This window comes from Kitasatospora sp. NPDC127121 (genome assembly GCF_042677305.1).
Lineage (GTDB): Bacteria > Actinomycetota > Actinomycetes > Streptomycetales > Streptomycetaceae > Kitasatospora.
The window spans coordinates 12782-32421 of sequence record NZ_JBHXTQ010000096.1 but is presented as its reverse complement, the minus strand read 5'-3'; the positions used below and the strand labels follow the sequence as shown (position 1 = coordinate 32421).

Below are 19640 nucleotides of genomic sequence, written 5' to 3'. Positions count from 1 at the left end.
GTTGACTTTTGGCACGCTGTTGAGTTCTCAAGGAACGGACACTTCCTTCGGACCGCCTTCCAGCGGGCCCTCCGGGCGCTTCGTTCTTTCGTGTTTCAAGCTTATCAGATGTTTTCCGCTCCGTTTTCCGGAGTTTCATTTACCTGAGTGGCTTTCGCCTTTCGGCGCTCCCGAACTCTATCAGAGTTTCTCGGGCCGTTTTCCGCGGTCATTCTCGAATTCGCATTCGAGAAACTTCCTGCGGGGCCGTCCCGTGGGGCAACCCGGAGAACATTACGCACCGGGCTGCCCCACGTCAAACCAGCCGCCGGAGGCTCAGACCTCGACGACGACCGGCAGGATCATCGGCCGGCGGCGGTAGTTGTCCGCCACCCACTTGCCGACGGTCCGGCGGACCAGCTGCTGGACCTGGCGGGGTTCCAGCACGCCGTCGCTCGCCGAGCGGTCCAGGGCCTCCTGGAGCTTGGCGGCGACCGGCACGAACGCGTTGTCGTCGATGCCGGAGCCGCGGGCCTGGAAGGTCGGACCGCCCACGATCTTGCCGTTGGTCGAGTCGACCGCGACGAAGACCGAGATGAAGCCCTCCTCGCCGAGGATCCTGCGGTCCTTGAGCGAGGCCTCGGTGATGTCGCCGACCGAGGCGCCGTCCACGTAGACGTACCCGGCCTGCACCTTGCCGACGATCCGGGCGACGCCCTTCTCCAGGTCGACGCAGACGCCGTCCTCGGCGATGACCACGCGGTTGCGCGGAATGCCGGTGGCGATGCCCAGGTCGGCGGCGGCCCGCAGGTGGCGCCACTCGCCGTGGACCGGCATCAGGTTGCGCGGCTTGCAGATGTTGAAGAAGTACAGCAGCTCACCGGCCGAGGCGTGGCCGGAGACGTGCACCTTGGCGTTGCCCTTGTGCACGACCTTGGCGCCCCAGCGGGTGAGGCCGTTGATCACCCGGTAGACGGCGTTCTCGTTGCCCGGGATGAGCGACGAGGCCAGGACGACGGTGTCGCCCTCGACGATGCGGATCTGGTGGTCGCGGTTGGCCATCCGGGACAGCGCCGCCATCGGCTCGCCCTGGGAGCCGGTGCAGATCAGCACGACGTCCTTGTCCGGCAGGTCGTCGAGCTGCTTGACGTCGACGACCATGTTGCCGGGGACCTTCAGGTAGCCGAGGTCGCGGGCGATGCCCATGTTGCGGACCATCGAGCGACCGACGAAGGCGACCTTGCGCTTGTACTCGTGCGCGGCGTCCAGCACCTGCTGGATGCGGTGCACGTGGCTGGCGAAGGAGGCGACGATGATGCGCTTGTCGGCGTTCGCGAAGACGTTCCGCAGCGCGGCCGAGATGTCCCGCTCGTGCGGGATGAAGCCGGGGACCTCGGCGTTGGTGGAGTCCACCAGCAGCAGGTCCATGCCCTCTTCGGCCAGCTTGGCGAAGGTCGGCAGGTCGGTCAGGCGGCCGTCGAGCGGCAGCTGGTCCATCTTGAAGTCGCCGGTGGCCACGACCATGCCCGCGGGGGTGCGGACGGCGACCGCCAGGGCGTCCGGGATGGAGTGGTTGACCGCGATGAACTCGCAGTCGAAGGGGCCGATGCGCTCGCGCTCGCCCTCCTTGACCTCCAGCACGTACGGCCGGATGCGGTGCTCGGCGAGCTTGGCCTCGATCAGGGCGAGGGTGAGCTTGGAGCCGATCAGCGGGATGTCCGGGTTCTCCCGCAGGAGGAACGGGACGGCGCCGATGTGGTCCTCGTGCCCGTGGGTGAGGACGATGCCGTCGATCTTGTCGAGGCGGTCCCGGATGTAGGTGAAGTCCGGGAGGATCAGGTCCACGCCGGGCTGCTCGTCCTCGGGGAAGAGGACGCCGCAGTCGACGATCAGGATGCGGCCCCCGTATTCGAAGACCGTCATGTTGCGGCCGATCTCGCCGAGACCGCCGAGCGGGGTGATGCGGAGGGCGCCCTCCTTCAGGGCCGGGGGTGCGCCGAGTTCGGGGTGCGGGTGGCTCAAAAGACTCTCCTCACGACGCACGCCATATGCCCGGGGTCCTCCCCCTGAAGACATATGGCGTGCGTACTCAGTGTCGTTTTTCCTACTGGGTCGGTGCTCTCGCGCCGTCGGTCCGGTCCAGCGGCGGGCCCGTGAGGGTCCGGCGAGCCGGGGCGCGCACGTCTTCGTCTGTTACAGGTGTACCCCGCCGGCGGCGAGATCCTTCGTCAATCGTGCGATCTCCTCGGGAGTCGCGCCGACCAGCGGCAGCCGCAGCGGGCCGGCCGGCAGTCCCTGGAGCTCCAGCGCGGCCTTGGCGAGGATGACGCCCTGCGTGCGGAACATACCGCTGAACACCGGGAGCAGGCCCTGGTGGATCGCCGTGGCCTTGGCCACATCGCCGGCCAGGTACGCCTCGATCATCGCACGCAGTTCGCCGGCCACGACGTGTCCGACGACGCTGACCACTCCGGCGGCTCCGACCGACAGCAGCGGCAGGTTGAGGATGTCGTCGCCGGAGTACCAGGCGAGGTCGGAGCGGGCGATGGCCCAGGCGGCGGCGCCGAGGTCGCCCTTGGCGTCCTTGTTGGCGACGATCCGCGGGTGCTCGCCGAGGCGGACCAGCGTCTCGTGGCTCAGCGCGACGCCGCTGCGGCCCGGGATGTCGTAGAGCATGACCGGCAGCCCGGTGGTGTCCGCGATGTGCACGGTGTGCCGGTACAGGCCCTCCTGCGGGGGCTTGCTGTAGTACGGCGTGACGACCAGCAGGCCGTGGGCTCCGGCGGCCTCCGCCTGTCGCGCCAGCTCGGCACTGTGGTGGGTGTCGTTGGTGCCGACGCCGGCCACCACGTGGGCGCGATCCCCGACCGCCTCCACCACGGCGCGGACGAGCTGGGCCTTCTCGGCGTCACTGGTGGTCGGGGACTCACCGGTGGTGCCGTTGACGACGAGGCCGTCGTTGCCGGAGTCCACGAGGTGTGTGGCGAGGCGCTGGGCGCCGTCGAGGTCGAGTCCGCCGTCGGCGGTGAACGGGGTGACCATCGCGGTCAGGACCCGGCCGAACGGCGTCTGGGGGGTGGAGGTCGGAGCCATGCGTCCAAAGCTACTCGTAGGCGGTGGGGCGGTAACCACACCGGTCCAGTGTTCGGACAGGGGCATACCGTGCGAAGCGGCGGAAACAGGCGGTGACATGGGATTCCGGTGCTGCCCGCTCGGGGGTTCGGGCAGCACCGGAATCCGTGTTCATGAATGTAGGGAGCGGCTAGAAAAGCCGCAATCCAGACATGCGAGACACTCCGCCCATATGCCTATCGTCCCAGGTCAGGGAGCGACCCGGCCGTGCTTCTCGAAGGCCGCATGGGTGAGCGGCATGAGCCGCGCCCACTCCTGCTCCATCTGCTCGGCGACCATCTCGATCTCGCGCTGCGGGAAGGACGGCACCGCCGAGTGCTCCCGCTTGGTCCGCAGCGACAGGAAGTGCATCAGCGAACGGGAGTTGCAGGTCGCGTACATCGAGGAGAACAGGCCGACCGGCAGCACCGCGCGGGCCACCTCGCGGGCCACGCCGGCCGCCAGCATCTCCTGGTAGCGCGCGTAGGACTCGCGGTACGCGGCCTCCATCGCCTCGGTGGTGGTCCTGTGCTGCTCGGGGGTGCCGTCGACGAACTCGTAGCGGCCCGGGCGGCCCTGCTGGACGAGCTTGCGCTCCTCCGCCGGGACGTAGAAGACCGGCTGCAGCTCGCGGTAGCGGCCGGACTCCTCGTTGTAGGACCAGCCGCTGCGGTGCCGGTGGAACTCCCGGAACACGAAGATCGGCGCGCTGATGAAGAAGGTCATCGAGTTGTGCTCGAAGGGGGTGCCGTGCCGGTCCCGCATCAGGAAGTTGATCAGGCCCTTGGACTTCTCCGGATCCTGCTGGACCGCCTCCAGGGACTGCTCCCCCGCGGTCGAGACGCGGGCCGCCCAGATGACGTCCGAGTCGGCGGCCGCGCTGCGGACCAGCTCGACCGTGACGTCGCTGCGGAAGCTGGGGGCCGTCGGTTCGTCGCTCACGCGTTACTCCTTGCGGGTTCGGTGCTGTGCAGCTTGATGGCGTGCTGCATGGTCTTGCGGGCGCGCGGGGTGTCGCCGGCGTCGGCGTACGCCACCGCGAGGCGGAACCAGACCCGCCAGTCGGCCGGCGCGGCCTCCGCCTCGGCCTGGCGGCGGGCGAACACCGCATCGGCCGAGGCCCGGTCGATCCGCCCGCCGGTGGTGCGCTGGAGCTCGTCCACCGGCAGGCCGCCCTCGGCCTCCAGCTCCCGGGCGAGCTGCTCGCTGGCCCGGCCGAACCGGACGGTCTGGCGCAGGAACCAGACGCCGATCACCGGGATGACGAAGGCGCACAGGCCGATGCCGATGCCGAGCGGCTTGCCGGTGGCGACCAGCTGGACGCCCTCCCCGACGCAGAGGAGGGCGACCAGCAGCAGCACGCCGGACAGGACGAAGAATCCGGTACGGGACGTCATGCCGGGCTCACAGGTCCAGGAAGTGTTCGAGGCCCAGGGTGAGCCCTGGCGTCTCCACGACCTTGCGCACACCGAGCAGGATGCCCGGCATGAAGCTGCTGTGGTGCAGCGAGTCGTGCCGGATGGTGAGCGTCTCACCGGTGTCGCCGAACATCACCTGCTGGTGGGCGAGCAGCCCGCGCAGCCGGACGGCGTGCACCGGCACCCCGTCCACGTCGGCGCCGCGGGCGCCGGGCAGGCTGTGCGTGGTCGGGTCCTGCTGCTGCGGGCGGCCGGCCTCGGCGCGGGCGGCCGCGATCAGCTGCGCGGTACGGGTGGCGGTGCCGCTGGGGGCGTCGGCCTTGCGGTCGTGGTGCAGCTCGACCACCTCGACCGACTCGAAGTACTTCGCCGCGGTCTGCGCGAACTTCATGCCGAGCACCGCGCCGATGGAGAAGTTCGGCGCGATCAGCAGGCCCAGCTCGGGGGCCTGGTCGAGCCAGCCGCGGACGGTGGCCAGCCGCTCGTCCGTCCAGCCGGTGGTCCCGGTGACCACGTGGATGCCGTGGTGCAGGCAGTAGTCGAGGTTGCCCATCACCGAGTCCGGGTGGGTGAGTTCGACGGCGACCTGGACGCCGGCCTCGGTCAGCTCCGCCGGCTCGGACCCGCGGCCCAGGGTGGCCACCAGTTCGAGGTCCGGTGCGGCCTCGACGGCCTTGACCGCCTCGGAGCCGATCCGGCCGTTGGCACCGATCACGGCGACACGCAGCGTCATAGCGAAATGTCCTCTCACACCAGCAGATCGGCGAGCTTGGCGGCCCGCTTGTCGTTGACCGGACCGATCAGCGCCAGCGACGGCCGGTACGCGCCCAGCACATCACGGGCCACCGCGTGGACGTCGTCCAGGGTCACGGCCGCGATCCGCGCCAGCATCTCGTCCACCGACAGGTGGTGTCCGTAGCTCAGCTCGGCCTTGCCGATCCGGTTCATCAGCGAGCCGGTGTCCTCCATGCCCAGCACGGTGGAGCCGGAGATCTGGCCGATCGCGCGCCGCAGCTCCTCCTCGGTGATGCCCTCGGCGACCACCTTGGCCAGCTCCGCGCGGCAGATCCGCAGCACCTCCTCGACCCGCTTGGGCTGGCAGCCGGCGTAGATGCCGAACAGGCCGCTGTCCGCGTAGGACGAGGAGTACGAGTACACCGAGTACGCCAGGCCGCGCTTCTCCCGCACCTCCTGGAACAGCCGGGAGCTCATCCCGCCGCCGAGGGCCGCGTTGAGCACGCCCATCGCCCAGCGGCGCTCGTCGTGCCGCGGCACCCCGGGCACGCCCAGCACCAGGTGGGCCTGCTCGGTGGAGCGGTTGAGCACCTCGACCCGGCCGGCCGTGCGCAGCGCCTTGACGCCGCGGCGGGCCTCGGCGGGGGCCGCGTCGGAGCGGGCCAGCACCGCCGCGAAGGCCTGCTCGACCTGCTTGACCACCGTATGGTGGTCGAGGTTGCCGGCGGCCGAGACGACCAGGTTCTCGGGCCGGTAGCGGCGGCGGTAGAAGCCGGCGATCTGCTCCCGGGTGAGCACCTTGATGGTCTCCTGGGTGCCCAGGATGGGGCGGCCGAGCGGGCCGCTGCCGAAGATCACCTTGGCGAACAGGTCGTGCACCACGTCGCCCGGGTCGTCCTCGGCCATCGCCATCTCCTCGAGGATGACGCCGCGCTCGGCGTCGACGTCCTCGGAGCGGATCAGCGAGCCGGTGACCATGTCGCAGACCACGTCGATGGCCAGCGGCAGGTCGGTGTCCAGGACCCGGGCGTAGTAGCAGGTGTTCTCCTTCGCGGTGAAGGCGTTCATCTCACCGCCGACCGCGTCCAGGGCAGCCGAGATGTCCAGCGCGCTGCGCCGCGCGGTGCCCTTGAAGAGCAGGTGCTCCAGGTAGTGGGTGGCGCCGTTGAGCTGCGGGGTCTCGTCCCGCGAGCCGACGCCGACCCAGATGCCGAAGGTGGCGGAGCGCACCGTCGGCAGGGTCTCGGTGACGACCCGAAGGCCGCCGGGGAGGACGGTGCGGCGCACCGTGCCGGCGCCGTCGGCGCCCTTGAGCAGGGTCCGGGTGGAGCCGGGGCGCTGCTTCGCCGCCGGGGCCTGAGCCACGGGGGGTACCTCCAGAGGAAACACGCGTGGGAACGCTTGGACGAACGCGGGGGCAACAGGGTGCGGCCCGCACGCCGGGAGGCGTACGGGCCGCAAGGGTCAGCTAGCGGCGCTTCACTCGGAAGCGGTCTCGCCGGCTTCCTCGCCCTCGACGACGGGGATGAGGGAGAGCTTGCCGCGCGGGTCGATCTCGGCGATCTCGACCTGCACCTTGGCGCCGACACCGAGGACGTCCTCGACGTTCTCGACGCGCTTGCCGCCGGCCAGCTTGCGGATCTGCGAGATGTGCAGCAGGCCGTCCTTGCCCGGCATGAGCGAGACGAACGCGCCGAACGTCGTGGTCTTCACCACGGTGCCCAGGTAGCGCTCGCCGACCTCCGGCATGGTCGGGTTGGCGATCTGGTTGATCGTGGTGCGGGCGGCCTCGGCGGCCGGTCCGTCGGCGGCACCGATGTAGATGGTGCCGTCGTCCTCGATCGTGATCTCGGCGCCGGTGTCCTCCTGGATCTGGTTGATCATCTTGCCCTTGGGGCCGATGACCTCACCGATCTTGTCCACCGGGATCTTGATGGTGATGATCCGCGGGGCGTTCGGGGACATCTCGTCCGGCGTGTCGATGGCCTCGTTCATCACGTCGAGGATGTGCAGACGCGCGTCCTTGGCCTGCTTCAGCGCGGCGGCCAGCACCGACGCCGGGATGCCGTTGAGCTTGGTGTCCAGCTGCAGGGCGGTGATGAAGTTGCGGGTACCGGCGACCTTGAAGTCCATGTCGCCGTACGCGTCCTCGGCACCGAGGATGTCGGTCAGCGCGACGTAGTGGGTCTCACCGTCGATCTCCTGGGAGATCAGGCCCATGGCGATACCGGCGACGGCGGCCTTCAGCGGCACACCGGCGTTCAGCAGCGACATGGTGGAGGCGCAGACCGAGCCCATCGAGGTGGAGCCGTTGGAGCTCAGCGCCTCGGAGACCTGGCGGATGGCGTACGGGAAGTCCTCACGCGAGGGCAGCACGGGGATGATCGCCCGCTCCGCCAGCGCGCCGTGGCCGATCTCGCGGCGCTTGGGCGCACCCACGCGGCCGGTCTCGCCGACCGAGTACGGCGGGAAGTTGTAGTTGTGCATGTAGCGGCGACGCGTCTCCGGGGAGAGCGTGTCCAGCTGCTGCTCCATGCGCAGCATGTTGAGGGTGGTGACGCCCAGGATCTGGGTCTCGCCACGCTCGAACAGGGCCGAGCCGTGCACGCGCGGGATGGCCTCGACCTCGGCGGCCAGGGTGCGGATGTCGGTGACACCGCGGCCGTCGATGCGGACCTTGTCCTTGATGACGCGCTCGCGGACGACCTTCTTGGTCAGCGCGTTGTAGGCGGCGCTGATCTCCTTCTCGCGGCCCTCGAACTCGGGGAGCAGCTTCTCGGCGGCCAGCGCCTTGACGCGGTCCAGCTCGTTGTTGCGCTCCTGCTTGCCCGGGATGGTGAGGGCCTGGGCGAGCTCGTCCTTGACGGCGGCGGTCAGCGCGGCGAGGACGTCGTCCTGGTAGTCCAGGAAGACCGGGAACACGCCGGTCGGCTTGGCGGCCTGGGCGGCGAGCTGCGACTGGGCGGCGCACAGCACCTTGATGAACGGCTTGGCGGCGTCCAGACCGGCGGCGACGACGTCCTCGGTCGGCGCCTCGGCGCCGCCCTCGACCAGCTTGATGGTCTTGTCGGTGGCCTCGGCCTCGACCATCATGATCGCGACGTCGCCGTCCGGCAGGACGCGACCGGCGACGACCATGTCGAAGACGGCCGACTCCAGCTCGCTGTGGGTCGGGAAGGCCACCCACTGGCCGTTGATCAGCGCGACGCGGACGCCGCCGATCGGGCCGGAGAACGGCAGGCCCGCCAGCTGGGTGGACGCGGAGGCGGCGTTGATGGCCACCACGTCGTACAGGTGGTCGGGGTTGAGCGCCATGACGGTGCAGACGACCTGGACCTCGTTGCGCAGGCCCTTGACGAAGGACGGGCGCAGCGGGCGGTCGATCAGGCGGCAGGTGAGGATCGCGTCCTCGGAGGGCCGGCCCTCACGACGGAAGAACGAGCCGGGGATGCGGCCCGCGGCGTACATGCGCTCCTCGACGTCCACGGTCAGCGGGAAGAAGTCGAAGTGCTCCTTCGGCTGCTTGGACGCGCTGGTGGCCGACAGCACCATGGTGTCGTCGTCCAGGTAGGCCACGGCGGAGCCGGCGGCCTGACGGGCCAGACGGCCGGTCTCGAAGCGGATGGTACGGGTGCCGAAGGAACCGTTGTCGATCACGGCCTCGGCGTAGAACACGTTCTCTTCCACCTGGAAGATCTCCTCTTTCGTACGTCTCCGGGAGAGCGTCCCCGCGCTGCCTGCCGGCTGGCCCTGGCCCTCCTGGCAAGGAGGACGGCAGTCGGGCCGGTCTTCGATCGAAGCCTCCGGGGTGCTCCGCTCGGTCTGCGGGGCTTCCGGGGGCCACTACCGAGGACCGGCGCCTCACGGCTGCCGGGCCGGGACGGGCGGTCCGCGTCTGGACGCTCTCTCGGATGCGGGCGGCTTCCGTTTGAAGCCTTCGGCCCGCGGGGGGTTCGGGTTCGTCTGCCCGGGTGGCGCGCTGGTGCGCCATCACCGGGCATGCCCACAACCCTACGGTGCAATCCTCGGCCACCTGGGGAGGTACGCGCGAGTTGTTATGTCCGGGCGCCGCGGCTCGGGGTGTCCGCGGCATACGCGCGAGGGGCGGCTCCCCGGTGTGGGGAGCCGCCCCGAGCGGCGGTCTTAGCGGGCGCCACCGGCGGCACCGCGGCGGATGCCCAGGCGGTCGACGAGCGTACGGAAGCGCTCGATGTCCTTCTTGGCCAGGTACTGCAGCAGGCGGCGGCGCTGGCCGACCAGGATCAGCAGGCCACGACGCGAGTGGTGGTCGTGCTTGTGGGTCTTGAGGTGCTCGGTCAGGTCCGCGATGCGACGGGAGAGCATGGCCACCTGGACCTCGGGGGAACCGGTGTCGCCCTCCTTCTGGCCGAACTCGGCGAAGATCTGCTTCTTGACGTCAGAGGCGAGAGCCACTGCAACTCCTTCAGGGTGTACCGAGCGGTCCTGGTCGACAACACAGGACTGATGAGGACTCGGTGTCGTGACGGAGCGCGGCCGGCGGTCTGCGACCCACCGGAGGCGGACACACGGCTGCGCTCGAAGGCCAAGGGTACCAGTGCCGCCCACCCGGCCGGTCGGCGGGCCGGACGGGCTGAACGGGGCAGGCGGCGCGGGCCGGGCCGGTCAGCTGGTGGCGCCGCGGACCAGCCGGTAGACGTCCAGGACGGCGAGCGCCAGCGGGACGAGGGAGATCAGGGTCAGGCTGTCGACCAGGTCCAGGATGCGCCCCCAGAACGGGGAGACGCCGAGCCGGGGCACCACCAGCGCGATCGCGGCGAGCAGCGCCGCGCCGAACGCGATGGAGGCCGCCAGCCAGACGGTGCGCAGGTCGACCTCGGTGGAGCTGGCGGCGCGCAGGATGAACTGCGGGGTGTGCAGGGACAGGCCGATGATCAGCAGGGCCAGGCCGAGCAGCCCGGCGATGGTGAGGCTGAAGACCTGCGCGGTGTAGCGGAACAGCCGGGCGCGCAGCATCGTGGCCAGGCCCAGGGCGAGCGCGAGCAGCTCGGGGAACGTCCGGTCGGTGAAGCCGAGGACGGCGCAGGAGCCGACCACGACCGCGGCGCAGCCGCCGACCAGGCCGACCAGGACCTCGTGGCCGCGGCGGGCCTGGTGGGCGATCCGCTCGTACTGGACGGCCTCGGCGCGCTCGGCCTCCTCGTCGTAGTCGCGGCTGCGGGTGCGGGTCTGGCCCGGGGCGCTGAAGCCGACGGGCAGCCGGGCGAAGCGGGCGGAGAGGCCGGGCAGGAAGCCGACGGCCGCGACGGCGGTGATGCCGGTGACGGCGGCGATGTGCCCGGCCGGGGTGTCCGGCAGCAGGACGGCGGCGAAGGTGGCGAGCGCCCCGGCGGCCGCGACCAGGGCGGCGGCGACGAACACCGCGTCCTTCTCGGGGAGCAGTCCGACCAGCAGCACGGCGACCACCAGGGCGGCGACGCAGCCGGCCAGGAACTGGAGCCGGCCGGGGCCGTCCCACGGGTGGGCGACGGCGAGGACGCCGCTGCCGCCGATCATGGCGTGCGGCAGGGCGCCGAGGCCGAGCGCGAGCGCGGCGTGGGCGTCCTGGTAGACCCGGGCGCGGACGCCGGCCAGCGCGGTGAGGACGACGGCGGTGACGCCGGCCAGGACGCCGGGCAGGCCGTGCATGTCGTGGCGCAGGTCGGCGAACCAGAGCGCGAAGCCGAGCAGGACGAGCAGCAGTGCGGCGCCGATCAGGCCGAAGGCCCGCATGAGTTCGGCGCTCCAGAGCCGGCGGTCGGTCTCGACGGCGCTGGCGATCGCGTCGGCGACGTCGTCGTAGACGGCCGGCGGGAGGGACTCGGCGAAGGGGCGCAGCGCGAGCAGGTCGCCGTCGCGGACCTGCTGGGCGGCGAGCGGCAGGCCGCTGTCGAGGACGGTGCCGTCGCGGCGCACCAGGTGGAAGCCGGTGGGAGCGCCGTCGGGCCGGCTCTGGTTGGCCAGGCGCAGCACCTCGGGGTAGACGTCCGCGAGCGGGACGTCCTCGGGCAGGGCGACGTCGATCCGGCGGTCCGGGGCGACGACGGTGACCCGGCAGTAGCCGGTCGCGGCGGCGTTGCTCATCGCCGCACCTCGGTCCTTCGACGCACTGGGCGCTCCCCCTTGTTGACGGTGCCGCGGCACGGCGGCGCTCGGTGTGGCAGTGGAACCGGCCCGACCGGGCCGCGAGTTGGCGCGGCGTTACCCTACCCGCTCGGTTCGTGCCCGGCCCCGGTGCGGGCCGGGCCCCCGGCGGGGGGTGCGGACGCGGGCCTGGCGGGCGGTACGGGGGCGACCGTTAGGATCGGCCCCTGCGCGCGGTACGGGGGGCGGCGCCGTGTGGTGCGTCCTCGCCCTGGTGAATCCCGTACGAGCCGTACGAGCCGTACGAGTCCAGTTGCGTGAGGGCTGATGCCGAAGTGATCGATCGACGCCGCGGGGTGGATGACACATGGGTGTGATCACGGTCAAGCGCCCGGGCAGGGCCTATCCGCCGGCGGTGCCGGACGAGCCGGTGGAGCTGGTGACCCCGCCCGAACTGCCCCGGCAGGGCGGCGAGGACTGGCTGATGAGCATCCTTCCGATGCTCGGCATGGGCGGCTCGGCGGTGTTCTTCTTCGCGCCGGGCGCGGCGGCCCCGATGAAGATCATGGGCGGTCTGATGGTCGCCTCGACGGTCGGCATGGTGCTGGCGCAGATCATGCGGGCCCGCAGGGGCGGTTCGACCGCTATGGCGGACGAGCGGCGCGACTACCTCAAGTACCTGCAGCAGATGCGCCGCCAGGTGCGCCGCACGGCGGAGCGCCAGCGCGGCGCGCTGCTGTTCCTGAACCCGGCGCCGGACCAGCTGTGGTCGATCGTGGCGGACGGCCGGCGGCTGTGGGAGCGCCGCACCGGGGACGGCGACTTCGCGCAGATCCGGGTGGGCCTGGGCCCGGTGCAGCTGTCGACGCCGCTGGTGGCGCCGCAGACCGCGCCGATGGACGAGCTGGAGCCGCTGTCGGCGGCCGCGATGCACTCCTTCCTGAAGGCCCACGGCACCTTGCAGGACCTGCCGCTGGCGGTGTCGCTGCGCGCCTTCTACCACGTCACGGTGTGCGGGGACGCGGACTCGGTGTACGGCAACGTGCGCGCGATGATCGCCCAGTTGACCACCCTGCACTCGCCGGACGACCTGCTGGTCGCGGTGGCCGCGGCGCCGGGCGCGGCGGAGGAGTGGGAGTGGACCAAGTGGCTCCCGCATAACCAGCACCGCAAGGAGGCCGACGGCGCGGGCTCGCGCCGGCTGATCGCCACCGACCTGGGCGAGCTGGAGTTCCTGTTGCAGGACGAGCTGGCCGGCCGCCAGCGGTTCGTGCGGGACGCGGCGCCCGCGCCGGACCAGCCGCACCTGGTGGTGGTGATGGACGGCGCCGGGGTGCCGCCGAACTCGCTGCTGGCGAGCCCCGAGGGCGTGCAGGGGGTGACCGTCATCGAGGTGGTGCCGGGCGACCTGGACGAGCCGAGCGGGCACCTGATGGTGACGGTGAGCCCGCAGGAGCTGGTGCTGCGCTCGGCCTCCGGGGCGACGTACACCGGCACGCCGGACCTGCTCTCGGTGTGGCAGTGCGAGGCGCTGGCACGGCAGTTGGCGCCGTACCGGCTCTCGGCCGGCGGGGACGACGAGCCGCTGCTGTCGAACCTGGACTTCACCGACCTGATGAACTCGGGCGACCCGGGCTCCTTCGACGTGACGCGCAGCTGGCGTCCGCGCGCCCAGCACGAGCGGATGCGGGTGCCGATCGGGGTCGGCGCGAACGGCGAGCACGTCTACCTGGACATCAAGGAGGCCGCGCTGGAGGGCATGGGCCCGCACGGCCTGTGCGTGGGCGCGACCGGCTCCGGCAAGTCGGAGCTGCTGCGCACCCTGGTGCTGGCGCTGGCGATGACGCACTCCTCGGAGATCCTGAACTTCGTCCTCGCCGACTTCAAGGGCGGCGCGACCTTCTCCGGCATGGCGGACATGCCGCACACCTCCGCGGTGATCACCAACCTGGAGGGCGAACTCACCCTGGTCGACCGCATGCGCGACGCGATCGAGGGTGAACTGCACCGCCGCCAGGAGCTGCTGCGCTCGGCGGGCAACTACGCCAACATCCACGAGTACGAGCGGGCCCGGGCGGCCGGCGCGGCGCTGGACCCGCTGCCCTCGCTGGTGCTGATCATCGACGAGTTCTCCGAACTGCTCACCGCCAAGCCGGACTTCATCGAGATGTTCATCCAGATCGGCCGGATCGGCCGGTCGCTGGGGGTGCACCTGCTGCTGGCCTCGCAGCGTCTGGAGGAGGGCAAGCTGCGCGGCCTGGACACCTATCTCTCCTACCGGATCGGTCTGCGCACCTTCTCGGCGGCCGAGTCGCGGGCGGCGATCGGGGTGCCGGACGCCTACCACCTGCCGCCGGTGCCAGGCGTCGGGTACCTCAAGTTCGGCGAGGACGTGATGGACCGGTTCAAGGCCGCGTACGTCTCGGGGCCCTACCGGGCGCCGGGGCAGCAGCGGTCGACCGGCGGGCGGCGGGTGAACGCCCGCCCGGTGCTGTTCACCGCGGCCCGGGTGGAGCCGCCGGAGCCGGCGGTGGAGGAGGAGGCGCCGCTCGCCCCGGAGCAGGACGACGCGCTGGTCGACACCGTGCTGGACGTGTTCGTGCAGCGGATGACGGGCCAGGGCCCGGCCGCGCACCAGGTGTGGCTGCCGCCGCTGGAGGAGGCGCCGAGCATGGACCACCTGCTGCCGCCGCTCCAGGTGGTGCCGGAGCGCGGGCTGACCGCGCCCGGCTTCCCGGCGGGCCGGCTGCGGGTGCCGATCGGCATCGTGGACAAGCCGCGCGAGCAGAAGACCGACGTCCTGGAGGTCGACTACGCGGGGGCGGCCGGCCACGGCCTGGTCGTGGGCGGCCCGCGCTCGGGCAAGTCGACGGTGGTGCGCACCACGGTGGCCTCGTTCGCGCTCACCCACACCCCGCGGGAGGTGCAGTTCTACCTGCTGGACTTCGGCGCGGGCAGCTTCCAGTCACTGGCCGGGCTGCCGCACGTCGGCGGGGTGGCCGGGCGCCTGGACGTCGACAAGGTGCGCCGGATGGTCTCCGAGGTGCACGGGGTGCTGAACCGGCGCGAGGAGCTGTTCCGGGCCGCCGGGATCGACACCATCGGCACCTACCGGGCCCGCCGGGCGGCCGGGCAGCTGCCGGACGAGGCGTTCGGCGACGTGTTCCTGGTGATCGACGGCTGGAACACCTTCAAGCAGGAGTTCGAGGTGCTGGAGGCGGTGATCGGCGACATCGCCCAGCGCGGCCTCGGCTACGGCGTCCACCTGGTCATCACCGCGGCCCGGTACGCCGAGGTGCGCCCGGCACTGAAGGACCTGCTGCAGAACCGGACCGAGCTGAAGCTCGGCGACCCGATGGAGTCCGAGGTGGACCGCCGGGTGGCGCAGAACGTCCCGTCGCTGGCCGGGCGCGGCATCACCCCGGAGCGGCTGCACTTCCTGTCCGGCCTGCCGCGGCTGGACGGCTCCTGCGCGGTGGACGACCTCCAGCACGGGGTGGCCGGCCTGGTCGCCGCCGTCGACGGGGCCTGGAGCGGCCCGCGCGCGCCGCAGGTGCGGATGCTGCCGGCCGTCCTGGACGGGAACTCGCTGCCGAAGGGCTTCGAGCGCCCGGAGCGCGGGATCGCCTTCGGCGTGGACGAGGCCGAGCTGGCACCGGCCTTCGTGAACTTCGAGACCGACCCGCTGTTCATCGTCTTCGGCGACACCGAGTCGGGGAAGTCGGCGCTGCTGCGGATGCTGATCAAGCAGATCACCGAGCGGTACACCCCGGACCAGGCGGGCATCGTGGTCGGCGACTACCGGCGCGCGCTGCTGGGCACCGTGCCGCCGGAGTACCTGGTGGAGTACGCGGCCGCGCAGCCGGCCATGGCGGCCATCGTGGACATGCTGCGCGGGGCCTGCGCGCGCCGCCTGCCCGGCCCGGACGTCACCGCCGAGCAGCTGCGCAACCGCAGCTGGTACAGCGGCAAGGACATGTTCGTGGTCGTGGACGACTACGAGCTGGTCGCGACGAGCTCGGGCAACCCGCTGGCGCCGCTGGCGGAGTTCCTGCCGTTCGCCCGGGACATCGGCCTGCGGGTGATCGTGGCCCGCAGCGCGGGCGGCGCCGGCCGCTCGCTGTACGAGCCGGTGCTGCAGCGGATGCGCGAGCTGGGCGGGCAGGGCGTGATCCTCTCCGGCAACCGGGACGAGGGCGCGCTGCTGGGGACGGTCAAGCCGATGCCGCTGCCGCCGGGGCGCGGGGTGTACGTGTCGCGCCGGGCGACCGGCGGGCAGATGGTCCAGACGGGCTGGCTGCCGCTGGTGTGAGGGCGCCGGCGCACCGCGCCGGCGGCTACGGACAGTGATCGAGGGGTCGGGCTCGCGGGAGCCCGGCCCCTTTCGCGTCCCAGGTGTCGAAACGTTACCTAGATCTTTCCGGGGCGGGGCTGCGGTTCCCGCACCCCGTCCGGGGGTTGCGGCCGCACAAAGGGGCGCCTGGGCGTATCGCCGTCCGACTCCACGGACACCTTTGAAAGGCGGCTTGCAACACTCTGTTCACCTTGGATTCAGTTGCAATGTGGCAGAGGTAACAAGTCGGACAAAGCTCGCAATGACCGTACGTGATCATCGGATCGCATGTCCATACCCTTCCGCGCAACGGATTCCGAAGCATTTCGGCCATTGACGCAATCAATACGCCCAGGTTCCATTGCGACCCAGGAGCGACCCCACCAGAACCCGAGCAGACAGCCAGCGGAGGCGATACCGCTCCCACCCACAGGACCGAACAGAGCCGATCGGAAGCCACATGACCGACACGCTTCGCCCGCCACGCGCCGCGACCCCCGCGACGGCCGACACCGCCGCCGCGCCCCAGCAACTCAAGCGCTCGATCGGCGTGGTGGGCGGCACCCTGCTCACACTGTCCTGCGTCACCCCGGCCTCCACGCTCTTCGTGATCGTCCCGGAGCTGTTCTCCAGCATCGGCAGCGCCACCGCCCTGGCCATCGCCATCGGCACCGTGCTGTGCGTCGCCGTCGCGTTCTGTTACTCCGAGCTCGGCACCCTGATCCCCAGCGCCGGCGGCGAGTACGCGATGGTCGGCACCCTCGCCGGGCGGCTGGCCGGCTGGCTGGTCTTCGTGCTCTCGCTGATCGTGGTGATGATCGTCCCCTCGGTCATCGCCCTCGGCACCGCCGACTACCTCGCCCCCGTGCTGCACCTCGACAAGGCCATGACCGGCGCCGCCGTGATGCTCGCCGCCACCCTGGCCGGCCTGCTCGACCTGCGCGCCAACGCCTGGATCACCGGCGTCTTCCTGGTCCTGGAGGTCATCGCGGCCGGCGTCGTCTCGGTCCTCGGGTTCTCCCACGCCAACGCCGACGCCCCCAGCCTGCTGCACGGCGTGGTCACCGGGGACGGCGGCGCCACCACCACGGTGAGCATCGGCGCCATCGTCGGCGCGCTCGGCATCGCCCTGTTCATCACCCAGGGCTTCTCCACCGCCGTCTACCTCTCCGAGGAGCTGGAGAACCCCCGCCGCAACGTCTCGCGCACCGTGCTGTGGACGCTCGGCATCTCCTCCGCCGTCATCCTGGTCCCGGTCGTCGCCATCACCATGGGCGCCCCCGACCTGCAGACCCTGAGCTCCGGCGACATCTCCGGCATGGTCACCGCCTGGAGCAACTCCGCGGTCGGCACCTTCATCAGCCTCTGCGTCGCGCTGGCGATCATCAACGCCGGCATCGTCATGGTCATCCAGAACTCCCGAGTCCTGTTCGCCTCCGCCCGCGACAAGGCCTGGCCCGAGCCGGTCAACAAGGCCTTCGGCACCCTCGGCCGGTTCGGCTCCCCGTGGGTCGCCACCCTGGCCGTCGGCCTGCCCGGCGCCGCGCTCTGCTTCGTCAAGGGCGCGCTGCTCAGCAACATCACCGGCGTCGCCGTCACCGGGATGTACCTGCTGGTCGCGATCGCCGCGCTGCTCTCCCGCCGCGCCCACCACAAGCACGCCGCCGCCTGGCGGATGCCGCTGTGGCCGGCCGTCCCGGTGGTGCTGATCGCCGTCCTCGTCTACGTGATGACCCAGCTGGACACCGAACCCCTGCTGTGGACCGGCGGCATCACCGCCGCCGCCACCCTCTACTGGCTGTTCTACCTGCGCCCCCGCCAGGACACCCGCTGGGTGATCAGCCTCCCCGAGGACCAGCAGCCCTGACCCCCACCCCTCCCCCACACGGCAGTGCCCCGGGCTCCCCCTCGCCCGGGGCACTGCCACGTCCGGACCGCTACTTCCTCAGCTTCCACACCGACGCGGTGGCGATCGCCTTCAGCTGGTCGGTGCTCAGCGCCGGGGTGCTGCGGGTCGCCGGGGTCTGCTGGGTGCCGCTGTTGAACGCACTGATCACCACCCGCAGGCCGTCCGCGTGCAGGGTGTCGACGGTCCACATGCCCGGGTTGGAACCCCGCTTGCCGACCACCACCCTGGTGCCGTCCGGCTGCGCCTGGGCACTGCCGAACAACTCCTCCTTGGTCTTGTCGTCACGGGACCAGTCCTGCACGTTGATCTCCACCAGGGACTTGCCCTTGCCGTCGTTGACCACGAAGTTCGCGTAGCCCGGCTGGCCCCCGGTCTCCGTCTCGGTCAGCCCTGCCGGCAGCAGCTTGGCGACGATCGCCAGGATCTCGTCCTTGTCGTACTCCTTGCCGCTGTCCCGCGGCTTGACCGGCACCGGGTCCGGGATCGAGGCGATGACCCGGTCCCAGGACTTGTCCGTGACGATCGCCTTGAGCTGCTCGGGGGTCAGCGGGGGCTTCGGGCGGCTGTCCGGCGAGCCCTTCTCCGCCGGGGAGTTCCACTCGGACAGCTCGACCTGGCGGCCGTCCTTGCCGATCAGCTTCGCGTTCCACCACTTGGTGGTGGCCCGCTTGTCCGGGTACTCGTAGCCCTGGAGGACGGTCAGCGTGCCGCCGTCCGGCAGGGTGGTGGCACTGCAGGCGTCGTACTGGACGAGCTTCTTGTCCGGGCAGTCGTTCTCCACCCGGTTCGGGTCGCCGTCCGCCAGGCGGCCGAGCGAGATGCCCATCGCGGACTTGCCCTTGCCGTCGTCGAAGACCAGCGAGGCGGTCGCGGCGATGCCGCCGCCGTACGGCCGGCCCGGATCGACCCCCGTGCCGGTGCCGGTGCCGCCGGTGGTCTCGCCCTTGGGGAGCAGGGCCTGGAACATCGCCAGCACCTCGTCGCCGGAGACCGCCGGCGGCGCCGAGGCGGAGGCGGACGCCGAGGAGGCCGGGGCCGCCGAGCCGCTGCCGCCGGCGGTGCTCGGGGCGGCCGCGGGCACCGTACTCGGGCGCGGCGAGGAGCCGGTGAGGTACACCGCACCTGTGCCCACCAGGGCCAGCGCGGCCGCGCCGCCCACCACCGCGGCGGTCGAGCGGCGGCGCCAGCGGCGGCGGCCGCGCCGGTACCCGCCCGCGAGCAGGTCGGTCGGCTCGGCGCGGAAGCCCTCGCCCGTACGGGTGAGGGCGTAGAGAAGATCGTCCTCGAACTTGTCCGGTTCGGACATGGGTGGTCACCGTCTCCTTGCATCACGAAATTGCGTCACGGGGAGCGTCACGGGGTGCGTCACGGACTACGAGCAGTGGTCAGCGGGCGGCGAGCTCGGCCAGCGAGTCGCCGAGCAGGGTGCGCAGCCGGGCCAGCGCCCGGGTGGTACGGGTGCGGACCGCCCCCGGGGAGGAGCGCAGCATCTCGGCGGTCTCCGCGACGCTGTGGTCCTCCCAGTAGCGCAGCACCAGGACGGCGCGGTCCTTGGGCGGCATCCGGCCGAGGGCGTCGAGCAGGGTCATCCGCAGCGCGCCGTCCGCCTCCCGCGCCTCCGACTCGGGCACGGCCGCGATGGGGCGCTCGGTGCTGGAGCGGCGGCGCTGCTGGGCGAGGAAGGTGCGCACCATCACCGTGTGGGTGTAGGCGGCCGGGTTGTCGATCCGGTCCCGGCCGCCGGTCCAGGCGCTGCGCCGCCAGAGCACGTACATCCGGCTGAGGGCCTCCTGGACGAGGTCCTCGGCGTAGTGGGTGTCGCCGCTGGTCAGCAGGCAGGCCGAGCGGTACAGGTGGCCGGTGCGGCCGGACACCAGTTCCAGGAACTCGGCGTCCTCGGCCTCCCGGCCCGCCCCGATCCACCCCATGCCTGCCGCCCCCCGTGTCCGCGCTCCCTGACACTTCTTGGATGCGGCGAGCGACCCACGACGTTACAGCCGTTGCGGAGGATTCTCCTACGCACTCCCCGGGCACCGGGCAGGTGCTGCGTACC

General features: G+C 71.4%; 13 protein-coding genes. 2 read left to right on the top strand and 11 right to left on the bottom strand.

Annotated features, from left to right (window positions below):
* Nucleotides 1-315 precede the first annotated feature (315 nt).
* From ACFVHI_RS32705 to eccD, 9 genes are all read right to left on the bottom strand, one after another.
* Nucleotides 316-2001, bottom strand: a complete 1686-nt coding sequence (locus ACFVHI_RS32705) for a ribonuclease J (RefSeq protein WP_063347601.1) — start codon at nt 1999-2001, stop codon at nt 316-318.
* A gap of 171 nt (nt 2002-2172) precedes the next feature.
* Nucleotides 2173-3072, bottom strand: coding sequence for a 4-hydroxy-tetrahydrodipicolinate synthase (gene dapA, locus ACFVHI_RS32700; protein ID WP_063347602.1), 900 nt, complete (start codon nt 3070-3072; stop codon nt 2173-2175).
* A gap of 228 nt (nt 3073-3300) precedes the next feature.
* Nucleotides 3301-4032, bottom strand: a complete 732-nt coding sequence (gene thyX, locus ACFVHI_RS32695; protein WP_063347603.1) for an FAD-dependent thymidylate synthase — start codon at nt 4030-4032, stop codon at nt 3301-3303.
* Nucleotides 4029-4487 carry a tetratricopeptide repeat protein gene (locus ACFVHI_RS32690; protein ID WP_063347604.1) on the bottom strand — a complete coding sequence of 153 codons (459 nt, stop codon included), beginning with the start codon at nt 4485-4487 and terminating at the stop codon, nt 4029-4031. Before ACFVHI_RS32690 ends, thyX begins: the two co-directional genes overlap by 4 nt.
* A 7-nt stretch (nt 4488-4494) precedes the next feature.
* A complete protein-coding gene (gene dapB / locus ACFVHI_RS32685; RefSeq protein ID WP_063347605.1) occupies nt 4495-5241 on the bottom strand; it encodes a 4-hydroxy-tetrahydrodipicolinate reductase in 747 nt (248 codons plus the stop codon).
* 14 nt (nt 5242-5255) lie between these two features.
* Complete coding sequence (locus ACFVHI_RS32680; RefSeq protein WP_350887436.1) at nt 5256-6608, bottom strand: pitrilysin family protein; 1353 nt, start codon at nt 6606-6608, stop codon at nt 5256-5258.
* Between the two features lie 114 nt (nt 6609-6722).
* Nucleotides 6723-8930, bottom strand: coding sequence for a polyribonucleotide nucleotidyltransferase (locus ACFVHI_RS32675; RefSeq protein WP_063347606.1), 2208 nt, complete (start codon nt 8928-8930; stop codon nt 6723-6725).
* Nucleotides 8931-9386: 456 nt separating this feature from the next.
* On the bottom strand, nt 9387-9677 hold the full coding sequence (gene rpsO, locus ACFVHI_RS32670; protein WP_063347607.1) for a 30S ribosomal protein S15: 291 nt from the start codon (nt 9675-9677) through the stop codon (nt 9387-9389).
* Between the two features lie 210 nt (nt 9678-9887).
* Nucleotides 9888-11345 carry a type VII secretion integral membrane protein EccD gene (gene eccD, locus ACFVHI_RS32665; protein ID WP_063347608.1) on the bottom strand — a complete coding sequence of 486 codons (1458 nt, stop codon included), beginning with the start codon at nt 11343-11345 and terminating at the stop codon, nt 9888-9890.
* Between the two features lie 367 nt (nt 11346-11712).
* Here eccD and eccCa point away from each other — a divergent pair, with 367 nt between their 5' ends.
* A complete protein-coding gene (gene eccCa, locus ACFVHI_RS32660; protein ID WP_380345389.1) occupies nt 11713-15657 on the top strand; it encodes a type VII secretion protein EccCa in 3945 nt (1314 codons plus the stop codon).
* Between the two features lie 481 nt (nt 15658-16138).
* Entirely contained in the window at nt 16139-17545 is a 1407-nt protein-coding gene (locus ACFVHI_RS32655) for an APC family permease (RefSeq protein WP_063347610.1), read from the top strand.
* 70 nt (nt 17546-17615) lie between these two features.
* Here the strand turns inward: ACFVHI_RS32655 and ACFVHI_RS32650 are convergent, their stop codons facing one another.
* The gene (locus ACFVHI_RS32650; protein ID WP_063347611.1) at nt 17616-18893 is read right to left on the bottom strand and encodes a hypothetical protein; all 1278 of its coding nucleotides are present in this window, start codon (nt 18891-18893) and stop codon (nt 17616-17618) included.
* Nucleotides 18894-18972: 79 nt separating this feature from the next.
* Nucleotides 18973-19515 carry a SigE family RNA polymerase sigma factor gene (locus ACFVHI_RS32645; protein ID WP_063347612.1) on the bottom strand — a complete coding sequence of 181 codons (543 nt, stop codon included), beginning with the start codon at nt 19513-19515 and terminating at the stop codon, nt 18973-18975.
* Nucleotides 19516-19640: the final 125 nt, after the last annotated feature.

Bases quoted from the DNA above. Each gene is read 5' to 3' on its own strand.
- ACFVHI_RS32690 (WP_063347604.1), bottom strand. From the start codon at position 4,487: ATGACGTCCCGTACCGGATTCTTCGTCCTGTCCGGCGTGCTGCTGCTG.
- eccCa (WP_380345389.1), top strand. From the start codon at position 11,713: ATGGGTGTGATCACGGTCAAGCGCCCGGGCAGGGCCTATCCGCCGGCG.
- ACFVHI_RS32650 (WP_063347611.1), bottom strand. From the start codon at position 18,893: ATGTCCGAACCGGACAAGTTCGAGGACGATCTTCTCTACGCCCTCACC.
- ACFVHI_RS32645 (WP_063347612.1), bottom strand. From the start codon at position 19,515: ATGGGGTGGATCGGGGCGGGCCGGGAGGCCGAGGACGCCGAGTTCCTG.
- eccD (WP_063347608.1), bottom strand. From the start codon at position 11,345: ATGAGCAACGCCGCCGCGACCGGCTACTGCCGGGTCACCGTCGTCGCC.
- dapB (WP_063347605.1), bottom strand. From the start codon at position 5,241: ATGACGCTGCGTGTCGCCGTGATCGGTGCCAACGGCCGGATCGGCTCC.
- ACFVHI_RS32655 (WP_063347610.1), top strand. From the start codon at position 16,139: ATGACCGACACGCTTCGCCCGCCACGCGCCGCGACCCCCGCGACGGCC.
- dapA (WP_063347602.1), bottom strand. From the start codon at position 3,072: ATGGCTCCGACCTCCACCCCCCAGACGCCGTTCGGCCGGGTCCTGACC.